We start from the raw sequence: 25,326 nt of genomic DNA on the forward strand, positions 1-25,326 counted from the left end.
GTTCCTCCTTACAGCGCCTGGATTTTGGCCCACACGCTGTCATCCACGGTGATGCCATTGTGACGGTTCTCTTCCAGCAGGCGAGTAAACTCGTGGCCCGGCAGGCGAACCGGCGCATTTTCATCAGCGCGTTCCGCGGTGGTGATGTAATCCATAATGCGTTGCAGCTTGGCATCGCGCGAAGCGCCGTCTATCAGCTTATCGACTTCAATGGCGATAAAGACTTGCGAAATACCGTATTCATCGCTGTTATCCTCCGTCACTTCCGCGACAGATGCGCCATCAGAAAGCAGCGTGGCAATCATATCCAGCACAATCGACAGGCCAGAACCTTTCCAGTAACCCATCGGCAGGATGCGACGGTTTTTCTCAATCACGCCCGGCTCTTTCGTCAGGTTGCCGTCATCATCGAAGCCGCCATCCACCGGGAGCTTGCGCCCGGCCAGCCGGTTCACTTCCAGCATGCCGTAGGAAAACATCGACATCGACATATCCACCATGGTGATCGGCGTGGAGGGAATGGCGACGATCAGCGGGTTAGTGCCGATACGGCACTCTTTTGCGCCCCACGGCGGCATCACGGCGATGGAGTTGGTCCAGCAGATACCGATATAACCTCTCTCCGCCGCCTGCCAGCCATAACTGCCGCCGCGCATCCAGTGGTTGGCGTTACGCACCGCCACCAGGCCAATGCCGTGATCCGACGCCAGTTCGATAGCGCGATCCATCATCTTTTTCGCCGTCAGATTGCCAATCGAGCGCTGTGCATCCCACTGTTCAATCGCGCCAAGATTGGCGATGCGCTTAGCCTGCGCCTCCGGAATGATGTCGCCGGCATCCAGTTGCTGAATAAAACGCGGGAAGCGGTTAACGCCGTGGGAATAAACGCCGGATTCGGTGGTGCGGGCGAACATTTCTGCACAGGCATCGGCAGTCTCTTCACGCACCTTGCGGGAAAGCAGCACGCGTTTGAAAGCGTGTTTCAGCTCTTCGAAGGTTACCTTCATTTTTTTCTCCTGATTGCATCGAACATCTGTGCTTTTTTTATACCCCTGAATTTCAAAATACGAAATAGCATTCCGTATAGTAAAATTCAGATATGTGATCATCGCGTCACTTTAAATTTCCAAGTTTATTACTATCAATGAGTTACAAACGTACCGCGATTTTGTGTGGCCCGTTCCATTTTGCGTTAGTATTGAAGCTGGCAAATTTAACGGGTCCGTAAGTGGCAGGAAGCGAGAGCGCATCAATGCAAGAAGAAAAAGAGAAACCGTCGGGTAGCCAAAGCCTGTTTCGGGGATTACAACTGCTGGATATTCTGAGTAACTACCCAAATGGATGCCCGTTAGCGCATCTTTCTGAGCTGGCGCAGTTGAACAAAAGTACGGTGCACCGCCTGTTGCAGGGGCTGCAATCCTGCGGCTATGTCAAACCCGCACCGGCGGCAGGCAGTTACCGTTTAACCACCAAATGCATCGCCATTGGGCAAAAGGCGTTGTCGTCATTAAACATCATTCATGTTGCCGCGCCGCATCTTGAAGCGCTGAACCTGGAGATCGGTGAAACCATCAACTTCTCCACCCGCGAAGATGATCACGCGATCCTGATTTATAAACTTGAGCCGACCACCGGCATGCTGAGAACGCGGGCATATATCGGCCAGCACCAGGAGCTGTATTGCTCGGCGATGGGCAAAATCTACCTGGCTTATGGCCGCCCGGAGTATGTTGTCGAGTACTGGACAAACCACCGGGAGAGGATCAAGCCGCTCACCCGCTACACCATCGATAAGCTCGATGTGATGCAGCAGGAGTTGCAGGAAATTCGTGCGCAGCAGTGGGCAAAAGACAGGGAAGAGAATGAGTTAGGCGTCTCCTGCCTCGCGGTGCCAGTGTTCGATATTCAGGGCCGCGTGCCATACGCCGTCTCCATTTCGCTCTCCACCTCGCGGCTGGAATTGTTAGGTGAAGCACGTCTGCTTGCGGCGCTGAAAAATACCGCCAGAGCGATTTCCCAGGAACTGGGCTACGAAGAAAAAACAGCCTGATTGCACGACGCCGGAAAGCCACGACTTTCCGGCAAATGTCAGAAGATCCTTCGCACCATGCCTGGTAACGCGCCAAACATCAGCAGGTGCATCTTCAGCACCGCGCTTTTTGTCGCCGTAGTTCAGTTGCGTCAGCACGACAAAATTCCAGGAAATGGCTAACGTTACTGCCACCGAATAGATATCTCATAGATGGGCATCACTTAACCCGCAGATAAAAACTGGTTAATACGCGGATATATTGCCACGGAAATATTAGCAGGCAACATCGAGCTGCCAGTAATAACCCGATACTTCAGGTAAGTTGCCGGTTTCTTTGTTTTCTTCGCCAGTAATTTTATTTCCATTTCTGGCAAAATGGATTAACCGAAGCAGAAAAGGCCATAAGATTGTCACGACCATCGGAATGGTGAGTAATGAGGGGGTTAATTTCAGTTTAGCAATAAAAATGCAGTATCCGCGCCGCAATCAACCCAAACAGGTTAAATTTTTGAGGGTCATTGTTGGTGGCAACAACATCACTGGTAAAAAGCTGATCACAACCACCGCGCAAAAGAACATAAATTAGATATAAAACAAGCCAATAAATTTAACGACATCCATTGATATTTTTTTATAAAAAAAGACAAAAGTAGCTATGATTGCAATTAAAATTAATGCAATCCAGAATTTGATGATTAGTTTGCTGTGTGAGTCAGTAAAAACAAAAAATATAATTAATATGCGCTAATTAAGCTCTGCGCAATTTCATTATCACTACTAATTAATAATAATATTAAAACATACCCAGTGGCTTCACCAGCGCTTTTAAAAATATAGGATTTTCCTTGATTCTTTATTACGATGAGCTTGCTGTGCCATGTTGGCTTATCAGGTAAGGAAGAGATGGATAACAGAATACAGGCAGCGATCACGCTGCGAAAACAGGGCGAGTACGAACAAAGCCGCCAGGCGCTGAAAGTGCTTGTCGCGGAACCGACGCTACGCGCGCTGGCGTTGCTGAATATCGCCTGGTCGTATGATAACGAAGGTAATGAGCAGGAAGCAGAGCAGTGGTACCGTGCCGCACTGGAAGCTGGGCTGACAGGCGAAGATGAATTTGAAGCCCGCTTTGGCCTGGCCTCAACACTGCGCTGCCTGGGGCAGTACGCGCAGGCGAAAATCCTGTTTGAAGAGATCCTTACCCACTGGCCGCAGGCTACAGAGGTAAGGCCATTGTATGCTTTGTGCCTGCACAATCTCGGCGAACATCAACAGGCGGTCAGCTTGCTGCTTAACTGTATTGCGCAGCACCCGGATGCGCGCACCGCGCCTTACGCCAGAGCGCTGCGCGAATACGCACAACGCCCTGAAGGTTGAGCTACCGATGCTGTTTCTGCGCTTGCCACAGCGCCATGACGCTGAGGAATACCGTCACCATCAGATACAGCCCCGGAGCGAAGTGGCTACCAGTGGCGCTGATCAACAGCGTACAGATAAACGGTGCGAAACCGCCAAACACCGTTACCGCCACGTTATAGCTGATCGACATGCCGCTGGCGCGGGTCGATACCGGGAAGATATCGGCCATCAGCGACGGAATGGTCGAGAAGTAAATCGATTTCAGCAGCGCCATCCAGCCTACCAACAAGGCCAGTGACAGCGGCGTGACGTTCAGGCTGGTCAGCCAGAAAGCGGGCAGTAGCGTGAACGCCATCAGCACCAGTGCGACCCACAGCAACTTCACGCGACCAACACGTTCAGCCAGCAGGCCGCCAATTGGCGTTACCACTGTCAGGATCACCCCGGCCAGCAGCGTGGCGCTATACGCGGAGGACGGCGGCAAACCCAGGCTTTTCGTCGCCCACGTCGGCACGTAGTTGAGCATATAGTTGATCGCCGTCGAAACCACCATCAGGCCAATCGCCAGCAGCACCAGTCGCTTCTGCGCGCCGAGCAGCAGTTTCACCGGATGGGCAGGTTTTTCTGCCTGAGCGTAGGCTGCCGGTTCATGAACATGACGGCGGATCCACAGCCCGACCGGGCCAATCAGCAGGCCAAAGGCAAACGGAATTCGCCAGCCCCACTCCTGCAACTGCTCCGTTGTCAGCCACTGCGCCAGCCCCAGACCAAACGCGGAGGCCAGCAACGTGCTCGCGCCCTGCGTGGCAAACTGCCAGCTGGCGATAAAAGCTTTGCGTTCGGGAAAGTGTTCCACCAGAAACGCCGTCGAACTGCCAAACTCACCGCCCGCCGAAAAGCCCTGAATCAACCGTGCGACCAGAATCAACAGCGGTGCGGCAACGCCCAGCGTGGCATAGCCGGGCATAAACGTGATCATCGCGACGCCGAGCATCATCAAATTGATCGACAGCAGCAGCGACGCTTTGCGCCCGTGTTTGTCGGCATACGACCCCAGCACAATCGCGCCCAGCGGGCGGATCAGAAAGGCGACGCCAAAGCTGCCAAAGGCCAGCAGCAGTGATACTGTCGGGTTAGCGGTCGGGAAAAAGACATGGGCGATATAGCTGGCAAAAAAGCCGTAAACCGCAATATCAAACCACTCCAGCGCGTTGCCAATACAGGTAGCGAAAAGAGTTTTATAGAGGCTCGGACGGGTACCGCCCTGATCCATTTCTCGAGCCAACGTACTCATTGCGCACCTCCGGCCTGATGTAAACGGTGGCGCGCCAGCAGCTCTGCGCCCTGCTCGCCTAAATCCCAGAATAAACGCGTCATGATCGCCAGCCCTTCGCGGGCGATGGCGACCGGCAGATGCTCATCCGGCGCATGCTGGCCACAGGCCGGATAAGAGTGCGGCACCCACAGCGTCGGCAGACCTAAAATCCCGGCGAACACATCGTTGGGCAAGGAGCCGCCGAGGTTTGGCAGCAGCGCCGGTTTGTTGGCGCTGGTCTCCGCCATCGCCTCCAGCACCCAGTGTACCAGCGGATCGGTCGGGTCAAAGCGGGTTGCTGGTGTACCACGCACTTCACTGAGGGTGACCATCGAAAAGCCGTGCGCATCGAGATGCGCGCGCAGCACATGTTCCAGTTGTTGCCAGTCAGTGCCAACAACAAAACGTAGCTGGCAGACCGCCGTCGCGTGGCCGGGAATAGCGTTCATCGGCTGCGCCGGGTTGCCGGTGAGAAACGACAGCACTTCCAGCGTGTTCCAGCCAAACAATTTCTCGGCAGCAGTTAAGCCCGGCTCACCCCAGTTTGCATCGGTCGCCGGATCGTTTTTACCGCTCGCAGGCGTGATATCCGCGAGGATCGCTTTCAGTTCCGCTGTCAGCGCGGGTGGTTTCAGCGCGGCAATCTGGATTTCGCCTTTGCCGTCCACCAGGCTGGCGATGGCGTTCGCCAGTTGCGTTCCGGGGTTGCTCAGCAAACCGCCCCAGTTACCGGAGTGGTAATCTTTGGCGCGGGCATGAATGGTCAGACGGAAGTTGGCGCAACCGCGCGAGCCAAGAAACAGCGTCGGGCGATCGGCGCTCAGGCGCGGGCCATCAGAGGCGATAAACAGGTCGGCGTTAAGGCGCGTTTTTAACTGCTTGCACACCTCCGCCAGCCCCGGCGAGCTCATCTCTTCACCCATCTCGCACAGCCAGACGCAGTTAAAACCCAGACGCCCGTTACGCGCGTGATACACCTGCGCCAGCGCCGCCAGATTCACCGAGTGCTGGCCTTTGTTATCCGCCGTACCACGCCCATACCAGTTGCCATCGCGCTCGGTCAACGTCCATGGCGAAAGCCCTTCGGCCCAGCGTGCATCATCGCCAAACACCACATCGCCGTGGCCGTAGCACATCACCGTCGGCAAGGCGGGATCTTCCTGATAGCTGGCAAGCAAAAATGGCCGCGCGGCGTTCACCGGATTCGCGATGATCTCGGTTTGAAAGCCCATTTCGTGAAACGCCGGAATAAACGCCTCGTCGTAGTAACGACGTAATGCTTCGTCGCGATCGGTGCGCTGGCTCTCACTGGGGATCGCCACGCGTGCGGCAAGCGTCTCTTTGAAGTGGCCGCTATCAAACCACGCCAGCGCATGCGCAATAATTTGTTGTGTTGTCATGTTGTTTGCCCTGTCTGATTTGCTGCCGATGGCGCAAATATCTGTTGTTGTCTTTTTGTTCTAAACCAGAACAGAGCGTTGCCACAATAATAATAATTGCAACTTAGCGTTGCCTTTTTGATAAGGGTGAGTTGCACAATTCCAGAGCAATACAGGAAGGGGTTTAAGTAAGAGAAATGCCTGACAAAGAGAATAACGCCATCGCAAAGAGGGCTAGTTTCACTGCAAACATCCGTTCCATGTGCCTCTACGATCCGGGGTAAGATGCCCCCTAATAGCTATCGATAAAACTGCCCTGAATTCTGGCTCCAGCCGATCCAGCGAAGCGGCTTTTTTTCAATGCAACGAGCAGCAACGGGCATCTCATCGAAGCAAAGCAGATCCGAATCTTCATCTGTCCCTCTGTCGATACGATATCCGTCGCCAAAATCCATAATAAACACTGCCAGAAGCCGTCTTTAGATTTGTGAGGAATTCCGTACTTCGCTTTTATCATCGCCTTATTGGCTTCCCACCAGGCTATCTGTCTGCTTTTCAAATACCGTCAATCTCATCCCGCCACATAAAAACCACCTCATACGTAAGGTTATTGTTGGCGATAATACTTCAATATCAGACAGATGAAAAATAGCCAGCAAGACTTTGCCGCCAAATTGTGCGCTGGATTCAGGAACCTCAATCCGACAAATCCGGGCGGGGCGGCATCCTTTCGCATCCGCTGGTTCAGGCCTGTTCCCCCCGGTTTTACTCGCCCTGTGCGGCCCGTTGATATCAGTACAAAAAACAACTTTAACGTGCAATATTCTTCCTTTCCCCAATGGAGCCTTATCGCAATGCTGACCAATGAACTGCGCTACTTTTTCGCGGTGGCGACCTCCGGCTCGCTGAGCACCGCCGGCGAGCAACTGTTTGTCGCGGGTTCCGCTATCAGCCGACAGATTCAGAAGCTGGAAGCTCGCCTTGGCGTCACGCTGTTTGAGCGCCATGCACGCGGGATGGTGCTGACCGATGCCGGGCAAATTCTGGCTAATCACGTGCGTAAAAGCATGCGCGACATGGAGTTTGCGCTGGCGGAAATTCAGGGGCTAAAAGCGGTACGCAAAGCGCTGGTGCGCATTGCCTGCACCGACGGCATGGCGTTTGATCTGCTGCCCGGCGTGCTGGCGCGTTTTCGCCAGCAGCATCCCGGCGTCAATTTTGATTTGCAGGTTGGCACAGCGTTACAGGTGGCGCAGTGGATCCGCCATAACGAGTGCGATGTCGCGTTTCAGTTCAGCCTGGCTCCTGAGCGCGAGGTGGAGATCATTGCCGCATGGCCTGCGCCGGTCTTGCTGTTGCTCGATGCCGGACATCCGTTAACGCAGCAGGCGAGCGTCACCCTCGACGCGCTACATCACTACCCGTTGGTGCTGCCGGAAGCCGGAACAACGATTCGCCAGTTGTTCGATCTCTCCTGCCGGATGGCAAACACCTTTCTGGAACCGGCGTTCAGCAGCAATAACTTCTCGGCGCTGTATGAGTTTACCCGCCATACCGCGCAGGCAATTACCGTGTGCAGCCATTTCAGCGTGCTGTGGCGCGCCCGGCTGGATGCAATGACACTGAAAGCCATCAATAACACCTCGCTCAGCCAGCGCTCGTTACAGATTCAGGTACCGGGCAGCCGACACCGCCCGGCAGCGGTAGAAACTTTTCTGCAAATGGCCACGCAGATGCTCGGCGAGGAGCACAGCAAATGGATGGCGCAACTGGCGTAACGATCAGTGCGCCGCGTCGGTTAGCCCGTCGATAATCACCTGCTTCATCCCCTGCGAACAGGGTTCCACGCGCCCGCGCACTCCATAGACCTGCGCCAGACTTTGCGGAGTGATCACCTCATCAGGTTTGCCGTTGGCTAACAGCTTGCCCTGCTTGAGAATCAATACATGGTCGCCGTGGCGCAGGGCGATATTGATATCGTGCACCACCACCACCGTGACAATGTTGCGTTGCTGCGTTTCGCGCTTCACCAGATCCATGACATGGAACTGATAGTTGAGATCCAGCGCACTCAGCGGCTCATCCAGCAGCAGCAGCGACGGCTGGCGGATCAGCGACTGCGCCAGCCCCACTAACTGTTTCTGCCCGCCGGAGAGCTGATCGAGAAAATGCAGCGCCAGATGCTCGATTCCGAGCTGGCGCAGCAGCGTCATCACTTCCGCCTGTTTTGCCGCGCTGTGCAGGCCGCCAGAGGCGCGCTGGGCGACGATGATCGACTCCAGCACATGCAGATGCACGCCCGCCGGTAACGACTGCGGCAGGTAGACCACCTGCTCCGCCCGTCTGGCAAACGGCTGGCTCAGCAGATCGACATCATCCAGCAGCAACTCGCCCTCGGCTTTGTTCAACCCGGCCATTGCCCGCAGCAGTGTCGATTTCCCGCTGCCGTTCGGCCCCAGCAGAATGGTGACTTTGCCGCGCGGCAGCTCAGCGATATTGAGATCGTGAATAATCTGCCGTTTGTGATAGCCCGCGCCAAACCCGCGCAGGCTCAGACCGCTGTGGCTCATACACTCCCCCGGTGACGCACGATGATGGTGATAAAGAACGGTACGCCCACCAGAGAGGTGACAATGCCGACCGGGATAATGACGCCGGAGATCAGGTTCTTCGAAACGATGGATGCCAGCGACAGCACCAGCGCGCCGATCAGCGCACTGGCCGGCAGATAAAAGCGGTGATCCTCACCAAACAGCAGACGCGCAATATGCGGCGCGACCAGGCCGATAAAGCCAATCGGCCCGACAAATGCCACCGACAACGCCGACAGGATACTGATACGCAGCAGCGTTGCCAGACGCAGACGGCGCACGTTAATCCCGAAGCTGATGGCCCGGTCTTCGCCGAGGCGCAACGACGTGAGTTTCCACGAGCTAAGCATTGACAGCGGCATAATCACCGCCAGCGCCAGCAGCAGAATGCCGAGTTTCTCCCACGACGCGCGGGCAATGCTGCCCATCGTCCAGAACACCAGTCCCTGCAAGGTATCTTCGTTGGCAATAAATTGCAGCATCGACACCAGCGCATTAAAGGTGAATACCAGCGCAATGCCGAACAGCACCACGCCGGAGGTCGCCACCTGCGTCCAGCGGGTGATGCCATCCAGCAACAACGCCGCCAGCAGCGCGAAAATAAAGGCATTTGCTGAGATAAACCATTGCGCCGGAATGCCCGGAATACCAATACCAAGCACAATCGCCAGCGCCGCGCCGAACGCCGCCGCCGACGAAACGCCAAGCGTAAACGGGCTGGCAAGCGGATTATTGAGGATGGTTTGCATCTCCGCACCAGCAAGGCCGAGCGTCAGGCCGACGATAATCGCCATCAGCGCGTACGGCATGCGAATATCCCAGACAATCACCCGCGTCCCGGCATCAACGCTGGCCGGATCGATCAGCGTATGCCACAGCGTATCCAGCGGCAGGCCCGACGGACCAAGGGTAAAATCGAGCAACATCGACGCCACAATCAATACCGCCAGCACAACCAGCAGGCTGACGCGGCGGCGCAAAATCGCGCGGTAGTTGAGCATCAGGCCGTCGGTCTGTGACGCCCCCGGTTCAATAGTCGTACTCACGGTTATTTACTCTGCTGCCAGCTAAAGACGAAATTGTCGTCCGGCAGTTTGGTGAAGTTTTTGATGATGTGGTGATACGTCGCATCCGGATTGAGATCCGCGAAAGCCTGCGGATAGATATCTTTCGCCAGATACTCCATCCCCACAATGTTATATGGATGGTTGTAGAAGTGGTGATAAACGCCATAAACGTGTTTCGCCGCCACCGCCGGGATCTGGGCGACGCCGGTACGCTGCAACAATACCTGCGCCTGAGCATTCACCTCCTGCGGCGAGGTTTTCAGCCCCAGCGGCAGTACCTGGCTGTTACCACGTTTCGAGCCGGTCATGATGTAAACATCCGGGTTTTCGCTAATCACCTTCTCCAGCGCGATAAAACCGCTGGCGCCTGGCAATAATTCAGAACCGATATTTTTCGCGCCGACGGCTTCAACCAGCCCGCCCCAGCCGCTGTGGCCGTGGGTAAAGCAGCAGGCATCGGTATTACCGGCCAGCGCTTCAACAAACACTTTCGCCTGCGGTTTGATGGCCGCGGTTTTCTGTTCGATGGCGGTTAACTGCTGGCGATAGTAGGTGGTATACGCCGCCGCATTGCTCTCGCGATTCAGTACTTTTCCCAGCAGATCGACGCTGGAAGCGGTATCTTTCACCGGATTGACTTCATAATCGATAAACAGCACCGGAATATGCAGCGCCGCCAGCTTGCTGAGCACACCGCTATCGGCGAGCGCCGGTTTAGCCCGTAGCTGGGCAACCATCAGATCCGGCTGTTTGGACAGCACACTTTCCAGATCGACGTTACCTTTATCGCTAAAGCCCATATCCATAATGCTGGCCGCTTCCGGCCACTGGGTTTTCAGCATCTCCCAGGTGGCAACATCCTGTTTTTTCGCGAGGTTATTCCACGCCACCAGGCGTTTAAACGGATCGTCACGATCGAGCAGCGCCATCGCCATAATGTCGCGGCCATCCTGCAAAATCACGCGCTGTGGCTCGTGCGCAATGGTCACTTTTTGGCCGGAAAAATCGGTCACTGTCAGGGGATATTGTGTAGCGTGAGCCAGCAGCGGAACGGCGAGAAAAGCGGCGAGAACGAGCTTGCTGATGGATTTTCCTTGCATAAAAAACAACCTTGCTGAGAGTTGGATTGTAATGATTTTGATAATTATTATCATGTTAAACTAAATGAATCATATACAACACCAATAATTCGTTGTACCGCAACCCCGCTTTAACATCCTGATCCGTTTTCTGTTTCGCTGACATAATTTATTACGGATTATCATCAGGCTGATGATTACCCTCGGTTTTTTCTTAATTCCCGGAAACACTCTATGAAATATTCATCCTTGTTGCTGCTTGCCTTCCTCACCATGGCGCAGGCTGAAGACAATGCCGTCCGGCTTAACTGCCCAACTCGCGGTAATATCACGATCTCCTTTTTCAACTACCATCTGATCACCATGAAATGGGGCGACCATTTTCAGGTCGCGGCGGGCAAGGAGCGCAACCATGCCAAAGCGGGCGTGGCATTCTGGAGCACCACCTTTGGTAACGGCGACGATTTGGCTTTTTTCCCGGATTCGGGCCAGTACTATCTGTTTTATGCCGGGTCGGAAGATCCGGAGCCGTGCCGGGAAACCAGCCGTTTTGTCTATCCGGTGATCACTCCGCCACGCTACGACAAGCGCAGTAACGAGCCGGAAAACCAGGCGCAAACTACCGATAATGATGTGATAGTGCAGCGCCCGGAGGCATGAATTAGCCACCGGGCATTATGTCAAATAGCGCTAACGCTTATCCGGCTGGCGAGTGCTCCGCCAATGCGTTATTTCGGCTGGAACACGCCGTTTGCCACCTCCGCAGGCGTCACCACGCCGCTGTCGAGCACCCAGCCGCTGATAAGCGCCGCAGGCGTCACATCAAACGCCGGGTTGTAGACCTGCGCATTCTCCGGCGCCCATTGCACCGCGCCGAAACTGCCCGCCACGCCAGTCACTTCCGCAGCCGCACGCTGCTCAATCGGAATCGTATCGCCATTCGGACACAACGGATCGAGCGTGGTTTGCGGCGCGGCAACATAGAACGGAACATGGTGGAACTTCGCCAGCACCGCCAGCGAATAGGTGCCGATTTTGTTCGCCACATCGCCGTTGGCAGCAATACGATCAGCGCCGACCCACACCGCATCCACCTGCCCTTTCGCCATCAGGCTGGCGGCCATCGAATCGGTAATCAGCTGATAAGGCACGCCCAGTTCGCCCAGTTCCCAGGCCGTCAGACGACCGCCCTGCAGCAGCGGACGGGTTTCATCCACCCAGACATTCGCCACTTTGCCCTGCTGATGCGCCAGCGCAATCACGCCGAGCGCCGTGCCGACACCTGCTGTCGCCAGCCCGCCGGTATTGCAGTGCGTCAGCAAGCGGCTGCCAGGAGTAACCAGCGCGCTGCCCGCCTGCGCGATGCTGTCGCACAGTTGTTTGTCTTCATCAATAAGCCGCAGCGCTTCGGCGCTTAACGCGCTAACAAAGCTCTCCTGCGCCAGCGCCTGCTTCATACGATCAAGGTTGTTCATCAGATTGACCGCCGTCGGACGCGCCGCGCGCAGCATTTCTAGCGCCTGCGCTAACTGGTCGCGGTTTGCGCCCTGCTCGGCCAGCAGTGCCAGCAACAGGCTGGCGGAGAGGCCAATCAACGGCGCGCCGCGCACGCGCAAAGCGTGAATATGGCCGACAAGTTCCGCTACCGTATCCGCCGACAACCAGCGTTTCTCCTGCGGAAGCGCCTGTTGGTCGAGAATAAATAAGTGATTGTCGGCGACTCGCAGGCTGGTGGTCTGTAATGCGTGCATATCGTTAAATCCCTGTTGCGTTGTTGTATCGTATTGTGTCAGGATGACGTTCAGATGTATAGACGTCTAAATGGCTTAATCAGCAAAAAGAGGATCGAGGCAATGTCGCAATACCGTACCTTCTCCGCCCGTGATGCCGTGGCGTATGCACAACAATTTGGCGGCCTGGACAACCCGTCCGAACTGGTGGACGCGCAGGAAGTGGGCGACGGTAACCTCAATCTGGTGTTTAAAATTTTCGACGCGCAGGGCGTCAGCCGTATCATCGTGAAACAGGCGCTACCTTATGTGCGTTGCGTCGGTGAATCCTGGCCATTAACGCTGGACAGAGCCAGGCTGGAAGCGCAAACGCTGGTGGAACACTATCAGCACAGCCCGCAGCACACGGTGAAAATCCACCACTTCGATCCGGAACTGGCAGTGATGGTGATGGAAGATCTCTCCGACCATAAGATCTGGCGCGGCGAACTGATCGCCAATGTCTATTACCCGCAGGCGGCCGCGCAACTCGGCAACTACCTGGCGCAAACCCTGTTCCACACCAGCGATTTCTACCTGCATCCGCATCAGAAAAAAGCGCAGGTGGCGCAGTTTATTAACCCGGAAATGTGCGAGATCACCGAAGATTTGTTCTTCAACGATCCGTATCAGATCCACGAGCGCAACAACTATCCGGCAGCGCTGGAAGCGGATGTTGCCGCCCTGCGCGACGACGTTCAGCTCAAGCTGGCCGTTGCGGCGCTGAAGCACCGTTTCTTCTCTCACGCCGAAGCGCTGCTGCACGGCGATATTCACAGCGGCTCGATTTTTGTGGCCGATGGCAGCCTGAAAGCTATCGATGCTGAGTTTGGTTATTTTGGGCCGATTGGCTTCGACGTCGGCACGGCGATCGGCAACCTGCTGCTCAACTATTGCGGTCTGCCAGGGCATCTGGGCATTCGCGATGCCGCTGCGGCACGCGAACAGCGCCTCGCCGATATTCAGACGCTGTGGACCACGTTTGCAGAGCGCTTCCAGGCGCTGGCAACGGAAAAAACCCGCGACGTGGCGCTGGCGCAGCCCGGTTATGCTTCGGCTTTCCTGAAAAAAGTGTGGGCCGATGCGATTGGTTTTTGCGGCACCGAACTGATTCGCCGCAGCGTCGGGCTGTCGCACGTGGCGGACATCGACACCATTAAAGATGAAGAGATGCGCCACGAATGTCTGCGCCACGCTATTTCGCTCGGCAAAGCGCTGATTGTGATTGCCGAACGCATCGACAGCGTGGAAGAGCTGATCGCGCGGGTGCGCCAGTATTCGTAACGCATAAGCCTGACATGTACCCCGGATTTGTAGGCCGGATAAGCATCAGCGCCATCCGGCAAAACAGCTAATGTGGCATCTGATGAATTGTTCCGTTCACTACGTGTTTGGCAGACACATAATCTGTTGTGGCACGTGAACGGGAGAAGGGGTGCTTACCGCGCACCCCTTCTCAATCCCCGCGGCCCCGCGGGAAATCGGTGCTTCGCACTGCGCTCACCTCCCGCACATCTGCCTGCGGTCGGCTCGACTCGACGTCGTGTCTCGACTCGCCTCTGGCCGCCATCCATGGCGTCCAGACCTTGTCATCTGTGCTTCGGTTCGCCGATTTCAGCGGGGACACAACCCCATCGCTGCATGATCCGTGCATAAAAATAACAAACATGTTGCTGCAACGTTAGCTGAGTCCAGCCTGCGTTTTACCCCAGATACTCAATCACCGACAACCCGCCGTTGTAATCGGTGCTGTAGATAATCCCCTGCGCATCAACAAACACATCACACGACTGGATCACGCGCGGGCGTCCTGGCCGGGTATCCATCATCTTCGCGGGCGCGGCAGGCACCAGCGCACCCGTTTCCACCGGGCGATACGGGTTAGAAATATCGTAAGCACGGACACCGGCGTTCTGGTAAGTGGCGAAAATCAGCGTCGAACTGATAAAACTGCCGGGACGGTTTTCGTGCAGGTTGTGCGGGCCGAAATGCGCCCCTTTCGCCACATAATCCGTCTCGTCCGGTTGCGGGAAGGTTGAGATGCTGACCGGGTTCGACGGCTCGCGAATATCAAACAGCCAGATCAGCTTCTCGCCATCTTCCTGATTGTCGAGCACCGCTTCATCCAGCACCACCAGCAGATCGCGATCCGGTAAGGGCAGCGCGGTATGCGTACCACCGCCAAACGGCGGGCTCCAGTTCCGATGGCTGATCAGCTTCGGCTGAGTGCGATCTTTCACATCCAGCAGCGTTAAGCCGCCGTCGCGCCAGCTTCCGTAGGCGGTGTCACCACTGATAATCGCGTGGTGCAGCGCATAGCGTTTGCCTTCCGGCCATGCGGGCGTTTCGCCGGCCTGCTGGTTCATGCCCGGTAGCCACCAACGCCCGGCGACCTGCGGCTTGCGCGGATCGGCCAGATCGATGGTCAGAAAAATATAGTCGGTAAAACCGTCGATCAGCGCCGATACATAAGCCCAGCGCCCGCCAACGTACCAGATGCGGTGGATACCAATGCCATTGAGCGACAGGAAGCTGATTTCGCGCGGTTTATCCGGCGTGGAGATATCAAAAATGCGCAGCCCGGCGCTCCAGCCTTTATCCTGCACGTCGCTGACCGTATCGCCTACCGAGCGGGTGTAGTACACCTTTTCATCGGCAAAGCGCGCATCGGCGAACAGATCGCGGGCGTTAATCACCAGCAGCAGATCGTCATGCGCCTGTAAATGCACATTCCAGGTGCCCGGCGGCGCAGGTACGTAGCCTGCGGGTTTCGGTTTTTTCGGGTCGCGGACATCGACAATAGAAAAACCCTGCGACACCATATGGCCGATATACGCAAAGCCGCGATGCACCATCAACTGGACGCCATCCGGGCGTCCCCCCTGATCGCTGTGCCCAATTAACCGCATATTGCGGCTGTATTCGGGACGCGGAAGTTCAGTTGCCATGATTAATCCTTTCCGATGCCGGATTTAAAAATGCCGGATGGCGCTAACGCTTATCCGGCAGTCGTAAGCAATCCTATCCGGCGAAGTTATTTGTTTTTCGCTTCCAGCGTCGCGAACCACGGCGCAATAAAGTCTTCCGTCTGGCCCCAGCCCGGAATGATTTTGCCAAGTGACGCGACGTTCACCGCGCCCGGCTGGCTGGCCAGCAGCGCCTGCGGGATTGCCGCCGCTTTAAAGTCGTAGGTGGCAGGCGTCTGCTCACCGGCAATCTTGTTGGCAATCAGGCGGACGTTCGTCGCGCCAATCAGCTTCGGATCCACCGCCACGCTCACTTTCCACGGGCTGTTAGCTTCGCGCATCAGTTGCAGATCCTGGTTGGAAATATCGATGCTGTAGAGTTTGATCTCCGTGCGGCCATTCTCTTTCAGCGCCTTATACGCGCCCTGGCTGAAGGCATCCCAGGTACCCCAGATAGCATCAATCTTACCTTTCGGGTATTTCGCCAGCACCGCGCCGACCTTGTTAGCCGTATCGCCCTGCACATCGGAAGAGACCGCGCCGATGGATTCCAGTTCTTTAATACCCGGATTAGCTTTCAGCAGCTCAGCGTAAGCCGCCTGACGACGCTCCATCGGCGGGAAACCGGCGACCCACAGTTTGATAATGTTGGCTTTGCCGTTGAAATCGTTTACCAGCGCACCGAACGAGAGTTTGGTCAGCGAGGCGTCATCCTGCTGGGTGACGGTCACGCCCGGAATTTCACCGTTAACAGCGGTATCGAATACCGACACTTTGATCCCGGCGGCCACCGCTTTTTTGATCAGATCGGTGGAATAGGGATCGCGACCCTGCGACAGGATAATGCCGTCATACTTCTGGCTGATCGCCTGATTTACAAAGTCCTGGAATTTGGCATCGTCGCCATTGCTCAAAAAGGTACTGATTTTAAAGCCGAGTTTTTTACCTTCCTGTAAGGCGCCGGAGACGAACTGCGTAGTGTTATCGTCCGAGCCAAGGTTACGGATCAGCGCAATGCGCACCGGGCCGTTGTGATTGGCGATGGCATCCGGCACCGGCGCTGGCGTGGCCGCATGGCCCGGAAGCGCGCTCAGTAACCCCAGCGCTAACAGTGAGAGTGCAATTTTTTTCATGTCTGTTTTTCCCCTGAAAATTAACGACGCTGGAAGTAAGTCAACGCAAGAGCACTGGCCAGCACCAGCCCCTTAATAATGTCCATTGCATAGTAGGGCACCGACAGCATCACCAGCCCGTTTTGCAGCACGCCAAGGATCACCGCGCCCACCAGCGTGCCGAGCGCATTCGGTTTACCGGAACCGGCGAGCGAAAAGCCGATCCACGCCGCTGCCACGGCATCCATCAAATAACCGCCGCCCGCATTCACCTGCGAAGAGCCAATACGCGAGGCGAGCAGAATGCCGCCAAGGCCCGCCAGCAGCGAGGCAATGACGTAGGCCGCCACTTTATAGCGCGTGGTGCGAATACCCGACAGGCGCGCCGCTTCCGGATTGCCGCCAATGGCATACATCCGGCGGCCGTGCGTGGTGAGCGACAGACCGAGCTGCGCCACTACCGTCACCACCAGCATAATGATCACGATCGTCGGCACCTGGCCAAGCAGGCTAAACGCGGCTGGGATCGTCCCTTCCGCCATATCGCCGCTCGGCAGCACCATATTTTCCGTGATCGAGCCGCCGTAGCTGTAGGTCATCGCCACGCCCTGAATAACAAACAGGCTGCCGAGCGTCGCCAGCATGTCGGGAATACGCAGCACCACAATCAAAAAAGCATTGAACAGGCCGACCAGCGTACAGAGCGCCAGAGTAATAACGATCGCCTCCGTCGTGCCGAAGCCGTGCCAGACAAACAGCGAAATCACCAGCGCATTCGCCAGCGAAGCCGTTGACCCCACGGAGAGATCAAAGCCGCCGATTGTCAGCGAAATCGAGACGCCTACGCCAATCACCGTCACAATGGCGATTGAGCGTAAGATATTGATAATATTGAATGGGTCGAGGAAGTTGTCCGACGCGAGGCCAAAAATCGCGATCAACAAGACCACGGTGAGCAACATGCCCCATTTATACAGAAAATCAAAAAACTGCTGGCGGGGCGTTACCGCCGCATTGACTGACAGGGCCTTACTCACAGCGCCGTTCCTCCGGTGGAATAATAAAGTAATGTCTCTTCACGGGCCTCCTTACCCGCCACTTCTGCTACGATGCGTCCGTCCCACAGCACACAAATCCGATCGCACAGCCCAACCAGCTCGGCGAATTCACCTGACGCATAGATCACGCCTTTCCCTTCCCGCGCCAGCCCGTCAATTAACTGGAACAGGTCGGTCTTCGCTTTCACATCCACACCTTTGGTCGGCTCGTCGAAAATCACCACGTTAGCGTTACCGCGCAACCACTTCCCAATGGCCACTTTTTGTTGATTACCGCCAGAGAGGCGGCGCAGCGTCTGCGCCGGGCCGGTAGTGCGAATGCCGACACGGGCAATGACCTCTTCCGCCCAGCGCCAGGCCAGGCGATGACCAAACAATCCCCAGCGTGAAAAGCTGTTATCCGCGCTGATGGCGAGGTTCATGCTGATCGGCTCATCAACAAAAATGCCCTCTTTGCGCCGCTCTTCCGGCACCAGCGCCAGTCCACGTATCACCGAATCAGCCGGATCGCGCGGTCGCCACGGCTGGTTATTCAGCTCGCCACGATTGATACGGCTTTTACTTGCGCCAAACAGCGCCTTGCACAATTCGGTTTTCCCCGCGCCCGCCAACCCGGCGATGCCCAGAATTTCGCCTTTGCGCAGGCGCAGCGAAATATCTTTCAACAGCCCTTCGTCGTGCAGACCGTCAATACTCAGCAGCACTTCATCGCTGTGCGGCGGGCGCGCAGGCGGATAGATATCGCTTAATTCGTGGCCGAGCATCTTCTCGACAATCTCTTCGCCGCTCAGCTCCGCCATCGGCCCGGATTCAATCAGCTTGCCGTCGCGCAGCACCGTTAAGGTGTCGCAAATCGCTTTCAGTTCATGAATGCGGTGCGAGATAAACACTATGCCAATGCCCTGCTGTTGCAGGCGTTTCACCACGGTGAACAAGCGCTCACTTTCATGCTGATCGAGCGGTGCGGTGGGTTCATCAAGAATCAAAAAACGGCAGTGGTGCGACAGCGCCCGCGCCAGCAGAATTTGCTGCTTCTCCGCCAGCGTGCAGCTATCAATTGAGCGCCTTACATCAAGCTGAACGTCAAGCTGCGCCAGCGCATCACGCGCCTGCTGGCGGATCTCATTCCAGCGGAAGCGGTGCCCGGTTTCCGCCAGCGTATCGAGCATAATGTTTTCGGCGATGCTTAAACCGGGGATCAGCGCAACATCCACTTCCTGCTGCACCAGATGGATACCGAGTTGTTTGGCGTCGCGCGGGGTGCGAATGGACACCACCTGATTGTTGATGCTGATTTCACCTTCGTAGTGATCGTGCGTACCGCACAGCACCGCCATCAGCGTCGATTTCCCCGCACCGTTTGCCCCGGTTAAGGCATGCACCGAGCCGCCGTGCAGGCTGAAATCCACTTGCGACAGCGCCTTGAAGCCGCCAAAGGCCAGGCTAATGGTGCGCATTTCGAGGTGGTTACGGCTCATGGTGCATGAATCCCTGCAATTAATAGATTGATTTAACGAATTTTTCACAGCCTCGCTTGACTGGCAACGACGGAAAATGCATAAGATAAAGCAAAATATTATTAGCCATCCGGATGTCCAGACATAACATCGGGTTAGCAAACACGCACAAGGACACTACACATGAGCAACACTGATATTCGCGTCGTACCCGGCCCTGCCAATTATTATTCCCATGCCGGAAGCCTTGCGCGTTTGCACGACTTCTACAGCGCAGAGCAGCTCTCGCGCGCGGTGTGGATCTACGGCGAACGCGCTTTTGCCGGGGCCAAAGCCTTTCTGCCGCAAGGGTTTAATGCGCCGGGCGCAAAGCACATTCTGTTTCAGGGCCATTGCAGCGAACACGACGTGGCCGAACTGGTGCGGCAATCCGGCGATGACCGCGCAGTGGTGATTGGCGTTGGCGGCGGAGCACTGCTGGATACCGCCAAAGTGGTGGCGCGCCGCCTCGGTTTACCGGTAGTGGCTATCCCGACCATTGCTGCGACCTGCGCAGCCTGGACGCCGCTGTCGGTGTGGTACAACGATGCCGGGCAGGCGCTGCATTTTGAGATTTTCGACGACGCCAACTTCCTCGTGCTGGTCGAGCCGCAAATCATCCTCAATGCCCCGGCGGAGTATCTGCTGGCGGGCATCGGCGATACGCTGGCGAAGTGGTATGAAGCCGTGGTGCTGGCACCGCAGCCGGAAAACCTGCCGCTGACCGTGCGGCTGGGGATTAACGGCGCACTGGCTATCCGCGATGTGCTACTGGAAAGCAGCGAACAGGCGCTGGCCGATCAGCAGCGCGGCGAAGTGACGCAGGCATTTCGTGATGTGGTGGACGCAATCATTGCTGGCGGCGGTATGGTTGGCGGGCTGGGCGAGCGCTATACCCGCGTGGCGGCCGCACATGCCGTGCATAATGGCCTGACGGTACTGCCGCAAACGGATAAATTCCTGCACGGCACCAAAGTCGCTTACGGCATTCTGGTGCAGAGCGCCCTGCTCGGCCAGGACGATGTGCTGGCACAGCTAATCGATGCATATCAGCGCTTCAACCTGCCCACCACGCTGGCGGCGCTGGAGGTGGATATCAACAATCACGCCGAGCTGGAGAAAGTGATTGCTCACATCCTGCGTCCAGTGGAATCCATCCACTACCTGCCGGTAAACCTCTCCGCCGACACGCTGCGAGCGGCGTTTGAAAAAGTCGAAGCGCTGTCGCGCTAATCATAGTGCCGGATGGCGCTGGCGCTTATCCGGCCTACGGTTTCGGTGCTTGCCCCGGCAGGTAGCGTGTAAGCCGGATAAGGCGAGGCCGCCATCCGGCAATAAGCTGCGATGCCAGACAAAATACTGGCTGGCGCTTATTCTGTTTATCCTGGTTGGAAATCCTGCTACGTAAATCGGAAAACATCTTTCATCGTGCCTCCCCGACAGACAGTCAAAAAAGAGGTTGAATCTCTTCCACCTAATCGCTACGATTTTTTAAAAATCACACTGATTGAGGTGTCCAAATGCCTGGGACGAAAGTACTGACAGCGCATGTACCTATTGAACTCGCCGATAAAGTCGATTTACTTGCCGAAAGCAGCGAACGCTCGCGGGGCTGGATTATCAAGCGTGCGCTCGCGGAATATATTGAGCGTGCAGAATTACGCCAGGCCATGATCCAGCAAGGCCTGGATGCCGTTGAACGCGGTGAAACCGTCAGTCATGCAGAAGCGGCGACCTGGCTTAAAAGTCTGGGGACGGTTAATCCAATGCCGCTGCCAGGCGTTAAAAAACGGGGATGATAAATGCAGTTAGAATGGACGCGACTCGCTCTTCAGGATGTAGAGAGACTGTCAAAATTCCTGTTTATCCAAAACCCTGAAGCCGCCCGCAAAGTTGTCATCATGTTGGCTGACGCCCCTGAAATGCTCTTGCTCCACCCACAAATAGGCCCGCCGGATGAAAGCTGGTATCCGCGCGAAGTCCGTTCTTTGTTTGTTGGCAGTTATGAAATGATTTACGAACTGACGGACAGCCATATCATCATCCTGCGAATCTGGCATACAAAAGAAGACCGTTAGCGCTCATTGCCGGATGGCGGCTTCGCCTTATCCGGCCTGTGGTTTTATCCGTCGTATGAACGTATCCGCCCCACTCATGCAGGCCACAGCCCCATCGCCATTCGCGCGATGCCGAGCAGCGTTTCGCGGCTGGCGCCGTCCCGCGCCTGAATCGACATCCCCTGCTGAATGCTGACATACAAACGCGTTAGCGCGTCGATATCGGTTGATGGCGGTAATTCGCCGCACTGCTGCGCTTCACTCAGGCGTGCTTTCAATAGTTCAAAGCCGCTATTACGCAACTGCTGAACCCGCGCGCCGAGCCGTTCGTGACCTTCGCTGGCGACGGACGACAGCGTCACCATACAGCCATGCGGCAAATCACTGCGGGTTAAGGTTTCCGCTGAACGCTCCAGCCACTGCGCAATCGCCTTTTTTGGTGACGGCTCGCTCTCCATGCCGTTCCAGATATGCGGTGCCACACATTCTTCGTAGTGCTGCAATACCTCGTCGTAGAGATCCTCTTTGCTGCCGAACGCGGCATACAAGCTGGGGGATTTAATCCCCATCGTCGCATAGAGATCATTCATCGACGTCGCGGTATAACCCTTCTGCCAGAAGAGTATCATCGCTTTGTTCAGCGCATCTGTGCGATCAAATTCACGGGGTCTTCCACGGCTCACTTCGCTACCCTCACATTTTGTGCTGATCGGTATATTAATAATATTGACGAATATATGGAAGCGTGATTATTTTAATTATGTATCAATCGACACATAATTCAGGAGCCACTCATGTCACACTCACTTGCAGGTAAACGCGCACTGGTCACCGGTGCGAGCCGCGGTCTGGGGAAAGCCATTGCCTTAACGCTGGCGCGCGCCGGGGCGGATGTCGCCATCACCTGGGAGAAATCAGCAGAGAAAGCCGAAGCGGTTGCCGCAGAAATCCGCGCCCTCGGGCGTAACGGCGTTGCTATTCAGGCCGACAGCGCCAGGCCGGAGGCGGCACGCACGGCGGTTGCGCAGACGGTAGAACAACTGGGCGGGCTGGATATTCTGGTCAATAACGCCGGGATTGCGCGCGGCGGTTTGCTGGAAACGATGTCGCAGGAAGATATCGATGCGTTGATCAATGTGAATATTCGCGGTGTGGTCTATACGACACAGGCGGCCATCGACCATCTGCCGAAAGGCGGGCGCATTATCAATATCGGCAGCAGCCTTTCCGACCGCGTACCGCTGGGTGAAATTGCGATTTACTCGATGACCAAATCGGCGCTGAACTCGTTAACGCGCGGGCTGGCGCGGGATCTGGGGCCGCGCGGCATCACCGTCAATATGGTGAAACCCGGCTCGACAGAAAGTGATATGAACCCGGTGGACGGTGAAACCTCCGATGCGCAGCGCCGCTTGATCGCGCTGGGCCACTACGGTGAAGCGCAGGATATCGCCGAGGCGGTTGCCTTCCTGGCCAGCCCGGCGGCGAAGCAGATCACCGGGGCCGATATTGTGGTGGATGGCGGTGCCAACGCGTAACGCCAGCAGAGGCGGCGCGTCAGCAGCAGCGCGCGCCGCCTTTACCGCCGTAGCGCGCATCCTGGCGTTCGCGGAAAAACTCCTCGTAGGTCATCGGCGTCTGATCCGGGTGCGTAACGCGCATATGCTCAACGTAGTTGTCATAGTCCGGCACGCCAATCATCATCTTCGCCGCCTGGCCCAGGTATTTTCCGGCTTTCGAGAGCGTATCAAACATCTTTTCCCCCTGAGAAAACCCTCTCCCGCAAGGGAGAGGGGGAAACCATTAATGGGCGCTTTTTGCCTGGCCGACAATCTGTTCAAGATTCTCCGGCATCGGCTCGTACGGCGTCTCTTTCGCCGTTGGTTCACTCACCTTCAGCGCCGCCAGCGCGGTTTTCAGCGAGTAAAACGCCAGCACCACCACAACCACCATAAAGAAGATGGTCAGCCCGGCATCAAGACGGTTGTTAAATACCAGTTGCGCCAGTTGTGACTGGGTATACTGCGCCGGAATGTTGCCGCTGTCGATCATCGCCTGGAACTTGTTGGCGATCGCCAGGAAGCCGACTTTGCCATCAGGGCTGAAGGCTTTTTGCCAGCCAGCGGTCAGCGTACACACCAGCAGCCAGGCGGTTGGCACTAATGCCACCCATGCATAACGCTGGCGTTTCATTTTAAACAGCACCACCGCGCAGAGCATCAGCGCCATGCCTGCCAGCATCTGGTTGGCGATACCAAACAGCGGCCACAAGGTGTTAATGCCGCCAAGCGGATCAACCACGCCCTGATGCAGGAAGTACCCCCACGCCAGTACGCACAGCGCCGTCGCCAGCAGGTTAGCAGGCAGTGATTCGGTCCGTTTCAGGTTCGGCGAGATAACGCCCAGCAGATCCTGCAACATAAAGCGCGCCGCGCGCGTACCGGCATCGACAGCTGTCAGAATAAACAGCGCTTCAAACAGAATGGCGAAGTGATACCAGAAGGCAACGTCCATCATGCCGCCGAGCGCGCCGTGCAGGATGTACGCCATCCCCACCGCCAGCGTCGGCGCACCGCCCGCCCTTGAGATGATCGACTGTTCGCCCACTTCGCTGGCAATCTGCGTCAGCGCATCCGGCGTAATGGTAAAGCCCCAGCTACTGACCACCTGCGCCGCCGAGGCGACAACATCCGCCGTGCCTGCAGGCGCCAGTACCGCCATCGGGCTGTTCATCGCGAAGTAAACGCCCGGATCGATAATGCACGCCGAGACCAGCGCCATGATCGCCACAAACGATTCCATCAACATACCGCCGTAGCCGATAAAGCAGGCCTGGCCTTCGCTGGCGAGCATCTTCGGCGTGGTGCCGGAAGAGATCAGCGCATGGAAGCCGGACACCGCGCCGCAGGCGATGGTGATAAACAAGAACGGGAACAGGTTGCCGGTCCACACCGGGCCGGTGCCGTCAACAAATTTGGTTAGCGCCGGCATGGTCAGCGTCGGGCGCATAATCAAAATGCCAATCGCCAGGCCAATAATGGTGCCGATTTTCAGGAAGGTGGAGAGATAATCACGCGGTGCCAGCAGCAGCCACACCGGCAGTACCGAGGCGACAAAACCATAGCCCACCAGCATCCACGTCAGTTGCACGCCAGTGAAATCGAAGAACGGCGCCCAGGTCGGACTGGCGGCAACCCAGCCGCCGGAAATAATGGCAAACACCAGCAGCACAAGGCCGATTACCGACACTTCACCGATGCGCCCGGGGCGCAGATAGCGAATATAAATGCCCATAAAAATGGCCAGCGGAATGGTGAACGCTACGGTGTACGTACCCCACGGGCTGTGGGTCAGCGCTTTAACGACAATCATCGCCAGTACCGCGAGGATGATCACCATGATCATAAAGGTCGCCACCAGCGCAATCACGCCGACAGTCGATCCCATCTCTTCTTTCACCATCTCACCGAGCGAACGCCCGTCGCGACGGGTCGAGATAAACAGCACCATAAAGTCCTGCACCGCCCCGGCCAGCACCACGCCTGCGAGGATCCAGATCATGCCCGGCAGATACCCCATCTGCGCCGCCAGCACCGGCCCCACCAGCGGGCCTGCCCCGGCAATTGCTGCAAAATGGTGACCGAACAGCACTTTTTTATCCGTCGGCACATAGTCGAGACCATCGTTGTGCCGTACCGCCGGGGTCATGCGCGTCGGATCAACCTGCAGCACATTTTTGGCGATATAGAGGCCATAAAACCGGTAAGCAATAAGGTAAATGCAGACGGCAGCAACCACGATCCACAGTGCGTTGATCGGTTCGCCGCGATTGAGAGCGATATAGCCGAGGGCAAAGGCTCCGACGAGGGAGAGGATTGCCCAGATAAGGTATTTCCCTGGGTTGTTCATAGCGGTTATCCGTGTGAGAAACAGAGAGATGTTACATTTTGTATCTATATCAACCCACGGCTTTTAACAACTTTGAAACAGGGGAAATTTGCCCTGCAACCAGGTATTTACATGATTGTGTTAACGGGATCGCAAGA

General features: G+C 56.4%; 25 protein-coding genes and 1 pseudogene. 9 read left to right on the forward strand and 17 right to left on the reverse strand.

The window, feature by feature from the left end:
• Positions 1-8: 8 nt before the first annotated feature.
• Complete coding sequence (gene yiaK, locus CWM66_RS05750) at positions 9-1,007, reverse strand: 3-dehydro-L-gulonate 2-dehydrogenase (protein ID WP_090397312.1); 999 nt, start codon at positions 1,005-1,007, stop codon at positions 9-11.
• A 245-nt stretch (positions 1,008-1,252) separates the two neighbouring features.
• Here yiaK and CWM66_RS05755 point away from each other — a divergent pair, with 245 nt between their 5' ends.
• Both CWM66_RS05755 and CWM66_RS05760 read left to right on the forward strand, forming a co-directional pair.
• Positions 1,253-2,050, forward strand: a complete 798-nt coding sequence (locus CWM66_RS05755; RefSeq protein ID WP_035886018.1) for an IclR family transcriptional regulator — start codon at positions 1,253-1,255, stop codon at positions 2,048-2,050.
• A gap of 885 nt (positions 2,051-2,935) precedes the next feature.
• Entirely contained in the window at positions 2,936-3,409 is a 474-nt protein-coding gene (locus CWM66_RS05760; RefSeq protein WP_090397315.1) for a tetratricopeptide repeat protein, read from the forward strand.
• Position 3,410: 1 nt separating this feature from the next.
• Here CWM66_RS05760 and CWM66_RS05765 read toward each other — a convergent pair whose 3' ends face one another.
• The 5 genes and pseudogenes from CWM66_RS05765 to CWM66_RS29060 all read right to left on the reverse strand — a co-directional run bounded on the left by CWM66_RS05765 (position 3,411) and on the right by CWM66_RS29060 (position 6,906).
• Positions 3,411-4,685 carry an MFS transporter gene (locus CWM66_RS05765; RefSeq protein WP_107146332.1) on the reverse strand — a complete coding sequence of 425 codons (1,275 nt, stop codon included), beginning with the start codon at positions 4,683-4,685 and terminating at the stop codon, positions 3,411-3,413.
• Positions 4,682-6,106 carry a M20 family metallopeptidase gene (locus tag CWM66_RS05770; RefSeq protein WP_071920464.1) on the reverse strand — a complete coding sequence of 475 codons (1,425 nt, stop codon included), beginning with the start codon at positions 6,104-6,106 and terminating at the stop codon, positions 4,682-4,684. The genes CWM66_RS05765 and CWM66_RS05770 overlap by 4 nt, the downstream gene beginning before the upstream one ends.
• A 278-nt stretch (positions 6,107-6,384) precedes the next feature.
• Positions 6,385-6,540, reverse strand: a complete 156-nt coding sequence (locus tag CWM66_RS05775; RefSeq protein WP_007373793.1) for a DUF943 family protein — start codon at positions 6,538-6,540, stop codon at positions 6,385-6,387.
• Positions 6,528-6,602 (reverse strand): annotated as a pseudogene (locus CWM66_RS29485) (hypothetical protein); the annotation flags it as partial. The gene CWM66_RS05775 and the pseudogene CWM66_RS29485, both read right to left, overlap by 13 nt.
• A gap of 4 nt (positions 6,603-6,606) precedes the next feature.
• Positions 6,607-6,906: a hypothetical protein gene (locus CWM66_RS29060; RefSeq protein ID WP_143091347.1), complete on the reverse strand. Its 300-nt coding sequence runs from the start codon at positions 6,904-6,906 to the stop codon at positions 6,607-6,609.
• A gap of 33 nt (positions 6,907-6,939) precedes the next feature.
• Between CWM66_RS29060 and CWM66_RS05780 the strand changes: the two genes are divergently transcribed.
• Entirely contained in the window at positions 6,940-7,863 is a 924-nt protein-coding gene (locus CWM66_RS05780) for a LysR family transcriptional regulator (protein ID WP_090397321.1), read from the forward strand.
• Between the two features lie 3 nt (positions 7,864-7,866).
• On the opposite strand, the gene CWM66_RS05785 is transcribed toward CWM66_RS05780, so the two are convergent.
• The 3 genes from CWM66_RS05785 to CWM66_RS05795 are packed head-to-tail and all read right to left on the reverse strand — an operon-like array spanning position 7,867 to position 10,843.
• A complete protein-coding gene (locus CWM66_RS05785; protein WP_072438379.1) occupies positions 7,867-8,655 on the reverse strand; it encodes an ABC transporter ATP-binding protein in 789 nt (262 codons plus the stop codon).
• Entirely contained in the window at positions 8,652-9,680 is a 1,029-nt protein-coding gene (locus CWM66_RS05790; RefSeq protein WP_161518152.1) for an iron ABC transporter permease, read from the reverse strand. Before CWM66_RS05790 ends, CWM66_RS05785 begins: the two co-directional genes overlap by 4 nt.
• A 44-nt stretch (positions 9,681-9,724) precedes the next feature.
• The gene (locus CWM66_RS05795) at positions 9,725-10,843 is read right to left on the reverse strand and encodes an ABC transporter substrate-binding protein (RefSeq protein ID WP_107146333.1); all 1,119 of its coding nucleotides are present in this window, start codon (positions 10,841-10,843) and stop codon (positions 9,725-9,727) included.
• Between the two features lie 213 nt (positions 10,844-11,056).
• On the opposite strand from CWM66_RS05795, the gene CWM66_RS05800 reads away from it, so the two are divergent.
• Positions 11,057-11,482 carry a hypothetical protein gene (locus CWM66_RS05800; RefSeq protein ID WP_107146334.1) on the forward strand — a complete coding sequence of 142 codons (426 nt, stop codon included), beginning with the start codon at positions 11,057-11,059 and terminating at the stop codon, positions 11,480-11,482.
• Between the two features lie 68 nt (positions 11,483-11,550).
• Here the strand turns inward: CWM66_RS05800 and mtnA are convergent, their stop codons facing one another.
• A complete protein-coding gene (gene mtnA / locus CWM66_RS05805; RefSeq protein WP_107146335.1) occupies positions 11,551-12,573 on the reverse strand; it encodes an S-methyl-5-thioribose-1-phosphate isomerase in 1,023 nt (340 codons plus the stop codon).
• A 102-nt stretch (positions 12,574-12,675) separates the two neighbouring features.
• Between mtnA and mtnK the strand changes: the two genes are divergently transcribed.
• Complete coding sequence (mtnK, locus tag CWM66_RS05810) at positions 12,676-13,875, forward strand: S-methyl-5-thioribose kinase (protein WP_035886027.1); 1,200 nt, start codon at positions 12,676-12,678, stop codon at positions 13,873-13,875.
• 419 nt (positions 13,876-14,294) lie between these two features.
• Here the strand turns inward: mtnK and CWM66_RS05815 are convergent, their stop codons facing one another.
• From CWM66_RS05815 to CWM66_RS05830, 4 genes are all read right to left on the reverse strand, one after another.
• Positions 14,295-15,539, reverse strand: coding sequence for an LVIVD repeat-containing protein (locus CWM66_RS05815; protein ID WP_071920461.1), 1,245 nt, complete (start codon positions 15,537-15,539; stop codon positions 14,295-14,297).
• Positions 15,540-15,625: 86 nt separating this feature from the next.
• Complete coding sequence (locus tag CWM66_RS05820) at positions 15,626-16,690, reverse strand: sugar ABC transporter substrate-binding protein (RefSeq protein ID WP_107146336.1); 1,065 nt, start codon at positions 16,688-16,690, stop codon at positions 15,626-15,628.
• Positions 16,691-16,710: 20 nt separating this feature from the next.
• A complete protein-coding gene (locus CWM66_RS05825) occupies positions 16,711-17,706 on the reverse strand; it encodes an ABC transporter permease (RefSeq protein ID WP_007373782.1) in 996 nt (331 codons plus the stop codon).
• Complete coding sequence (locus CWM66_RS05830) at positions 17,703-19,205, reverse strand: sugar ABC transporter ATP-binding protein (RefSeq protein ID WP_107146337.1); 1,503 nt, start codon at positions 19,203-19,205, stop codon at positions 17,703-17,705. Before CWM66_RS05830 ends, CWM66_RS05825 begins: the two co-directional genes overlap by 4 nt.
• A gap of 162 nt (positions 19,206-19,367) precedes the next feature.
• Between CWM66_RS05830 and CWM66_RS05835 the strand changes: the two genes are divergently transcribed.
• The 3 genes from CWM66_RS05835 (at position 19,368) to CWM66_RS05845 (ending at position 21,301) form a co-directional block, all read left to right on the forward strand.
• Positions 19,368-20,456, forward strand: coding sequence for an oxidoreductase (locus tag CWM66_RS05835; protein WP_072438371.1), 1,089 nt, complete (start codon positions 19,368-19,370; stop codon positions 20,454-20,456).
• A 287-nt stretch (positions 20,457-20,743) separates the two neighbouring features.
• The gene (locus CWM66_RS05840; protein ID WP_007373778.1) at positions 20,744-21,022 is read left to right on the forward strand and encodes a CopG family ribbon-helix-helix protein; all 279 of its coding nucleotides are present in this window, start codon (positions 20,744-20,746) and stop codon (positions 21,020-21,022) included.
• Positions 21,023-21,025: 3 nt separating this feature from the next.
• Positions 21,026-21,301, forward strand: a complete 276-nt coding sequence (locus CWM66_RS05845) for a type II toxin-antitoxin system RelE/ParE family toxin (RefSeq protein WP_007373777.1) — start codon at positions 21,026-21,028, stop codon at positions 21,299-21,301.
• Positions 21,302-21,375: 74 nt separating this feature from the next.
• Here CWM66_RS05845 and CWM66_RS05850 read toward each other — a convergent pair whose 3' ends face one another.
• Positions 21,376-21,963 (reverse strand): TetR/AcrR family transcriptional regulator, encoded by a 588-nt coding sequence (locus CWM66_RS05850; protein ID WP_072438367.1) that lies wholly within the window; start codon positions 21,961-21,963, stop codon positions 21,376-21,378.
• A 111-nt stretch (positions 21,964-22,074) separates the two neighbouring features.
• On the opposite strand from CWM66_RS05850, the gene CWM66_RS05855 reads away from it, so the two are divergent.
• Positions 22,075-22,818, forward strand: coding sequence for a 3-oxoacyl-ACP reductase family protein (locus tag CWM66_RS05855; protein ID WP_107146338.1), 744 nt, complete (start codon positions 22,075-22,077; stop codon positions 22,816-22,818).
• A gap of 19 nt (positions 22,819-22,837) precedes the next feature.
• On the opposite strand, the gene CWM66_RS05860 is transcribed toward CWM66_RS05855, so the two are convergent.
• Together CWM66_RS05860 and cstA are read right to left on the reverse strand one after the other, a co-directional pair.
• Positions 22,838-23,035 carry a YbdD/YjiX family protein gene (locus tag CWM66_RS05860; protein ID WP_000460621.1) on the reverse strand — a complete coding sequence of 66 codons (198 nt, stop codon included), beginning with the start codon at positions 23,033-23,035 and terminating at the stop codon, positions 22,838-22,840.
• Positions 23,036-23,083: 48 nt separating this feature from the next.
• Positions 23,084-25,189: a pyruvate/proton symporter CstA gene (cstA, locus tag CWM66_RS05865; protein WP_035886031.1), complete on the reverse strand. Its 2,106-nt coding sequence runs from the start codon at positions 25,187-25,189 to the stop codon at positions 23,084-23,086.
• Positions 25,190-25,326 lie beyond the last annotated feature (137 nt).

This window comes from Kosakonia sp. H7A (assembly GCF_003028445.1).
Lineage (GTDB): Bacteria > Pseudomonadota > Gammaproteobacteria > Enterobacterales > Enterobacteriaceae > Kosakonia > Kosakonia radicincitans.

What these genes read in the sequence shown, in the direction of transcription:
- mtnA (WP_107146335.1), bottom strand. Translation starts at nt 12,573, where the DNA reads ATGCACGCATTACAGACCACCAGCCTGCGAGTCGCCGACAATCACTTA.
- mtnK (WP_035886027.1), top strand. Translation starts at nt 12,676, where the DNA reads ATGTCGCAATACCGTACCTTCTCCGCCCGTGATGCCGTGGCGTATGCA.
- CWM66_RS05775 (WP_007373793.1), bottom strand. Translation starts at nt 6,540, where the DNA reads ATGGATTTTGGCGACGGATATCGTATCGACAGAGGGACAGATGAAGAT.
- CWM66_RS05760 (WP_090397315.1), top strand. Translation starts at nt 2,936, where the DNA reads ATGGATAACAGAATACAGGCAGCGATCACGCTGCGAAAACAGGGCGAG.
- CWM66_RS05765 (WP_107146332.1), bottom strand. Translation starts at nt 4,685, where the DNA reads ATGAGTACGTTGGCTCGAGAAATGGATCAGGGCGGTACCCGTCCGAGC.
- CWM66_RS05820 (WP_107146336.1), bottom strand. Translation starts at nt 16,690, where the DNA reads ATGAAAAAAATTGCACTCTCACTGTTAGCGCTGGGGTTACTGAGCGCG.
- CWM66_RS05795 (WP_107146333.1), bottom strand. Translation starts at nt 10,843, where the DNA reads ATGCAAGGAAAATCCATCAGCAAGCTCGTTCTCGCCGCTTTTCTCGCC.
- cstA (WP_035886031.1), bottom strand. Translation starts at nt 25,189, where the DNA reads ATGAACAACCCAGGGAAATACCTTATCTGGGCAATCCTCTCCCTCGTC.
- CWM66_RS05840 (WP_007373778.1), top strand. Translation starts at nt 20,744, where the DNA reads ATGCCTGGGACGAAAGTACTGACAGCGCATGTACCTATTGAACTCGCC.
- CWM66_RS05785 (WP_072438379.1), bottom strand. Translation starts at nt 8,655, where the DNA reads ATGAGCCACAGCGGTCTGAGCCTGCGCGGGTTTGGCGCGGGCTATCAC.
- CWM66_RS05800 (WP_107146334.1), top strand. Translation starts at nt 11,057, where the DNA reads ATGAAATATTCATCCTTGTTGCTGCTTGCCTTCCTCACCATGGCGCAG.
- CWM66_RS05770 (WP_071920464.1), bottom strand. Translation starts at nt 6,106, where the DNA reads ATGACAACACAACAAATTATTGCGCATGCGCTGGCGTGGTTTGATAGC.
- CWM66_RS05835 (WP_072438371.1), top strand. Translation starts at nt 19,368, where the DNA reads ATGAGCAACACTGATATTCGCGTCGTACCCGGCCCTGCCAATTATTAT.
- CWM66_RS05755 (WP_035886018.1), top strand. Translation starts at nt 1,253, where the DNA reads ATGCAAGAAGAAAAAGAGAAACCGTCGGGTAGCCAAAGCCTGTTTCGG.
- CWM66_RS05845 (WP_007373777.1), top strand. Translation starts at nt 21,026, where the DNA reads ATGCAGTTAGAATGGACGCGACTCGCTCTTCAGGATGTAGAGAGACTG.
- CWM66_RS05860 (WP_000460621.1), bottom strand. Translation starts at nt 23,035, where the DNA reads ATGTTTGATACGCTCTCGAAAGCCGGAAAATACCTGGGCCAGGCGGCG.
- CWM66_RS05780 (WP_090397321.1), top strand. Translation starts at nt 6,940, where the DNA reads ATGCTGACCAATGAACTGCGCTACTTTTTCGCGGTGGCGACCTCCGGC.
- yiaK (WP_090397312.1), bottom strand. Translation starts at nt 1,007, where the DNA reads ATGAAGGTAACCTTCGAAGAGCTGAAACACGCTTTCAAACGCGTGCTG.
- CWM66_RS05855 (WP_107146338.1), top strand. Translation starts at nt 22,075, where the DNA reads ATGTCACACTCACTTGCAGGTAAACGCGCACTGGTCACCGGTGCGAGC.
- CWM66_RS05815 (WP_071920461.1), bottom strand. Translation starts at nt 15,539, where the DNA reads ATGGCAACTGAACTTCCGCGTCCCGAATACAGCCGCAATATGCGGTTA.
- CWM66_RS05830 (WP_107146337.1), bottom strand. Translation starts at nt 19,205, where the DNA reads ATGAGCCGTAACCACCTCGAAATGCGCACCATTAGCCTGGCCTTTGGC.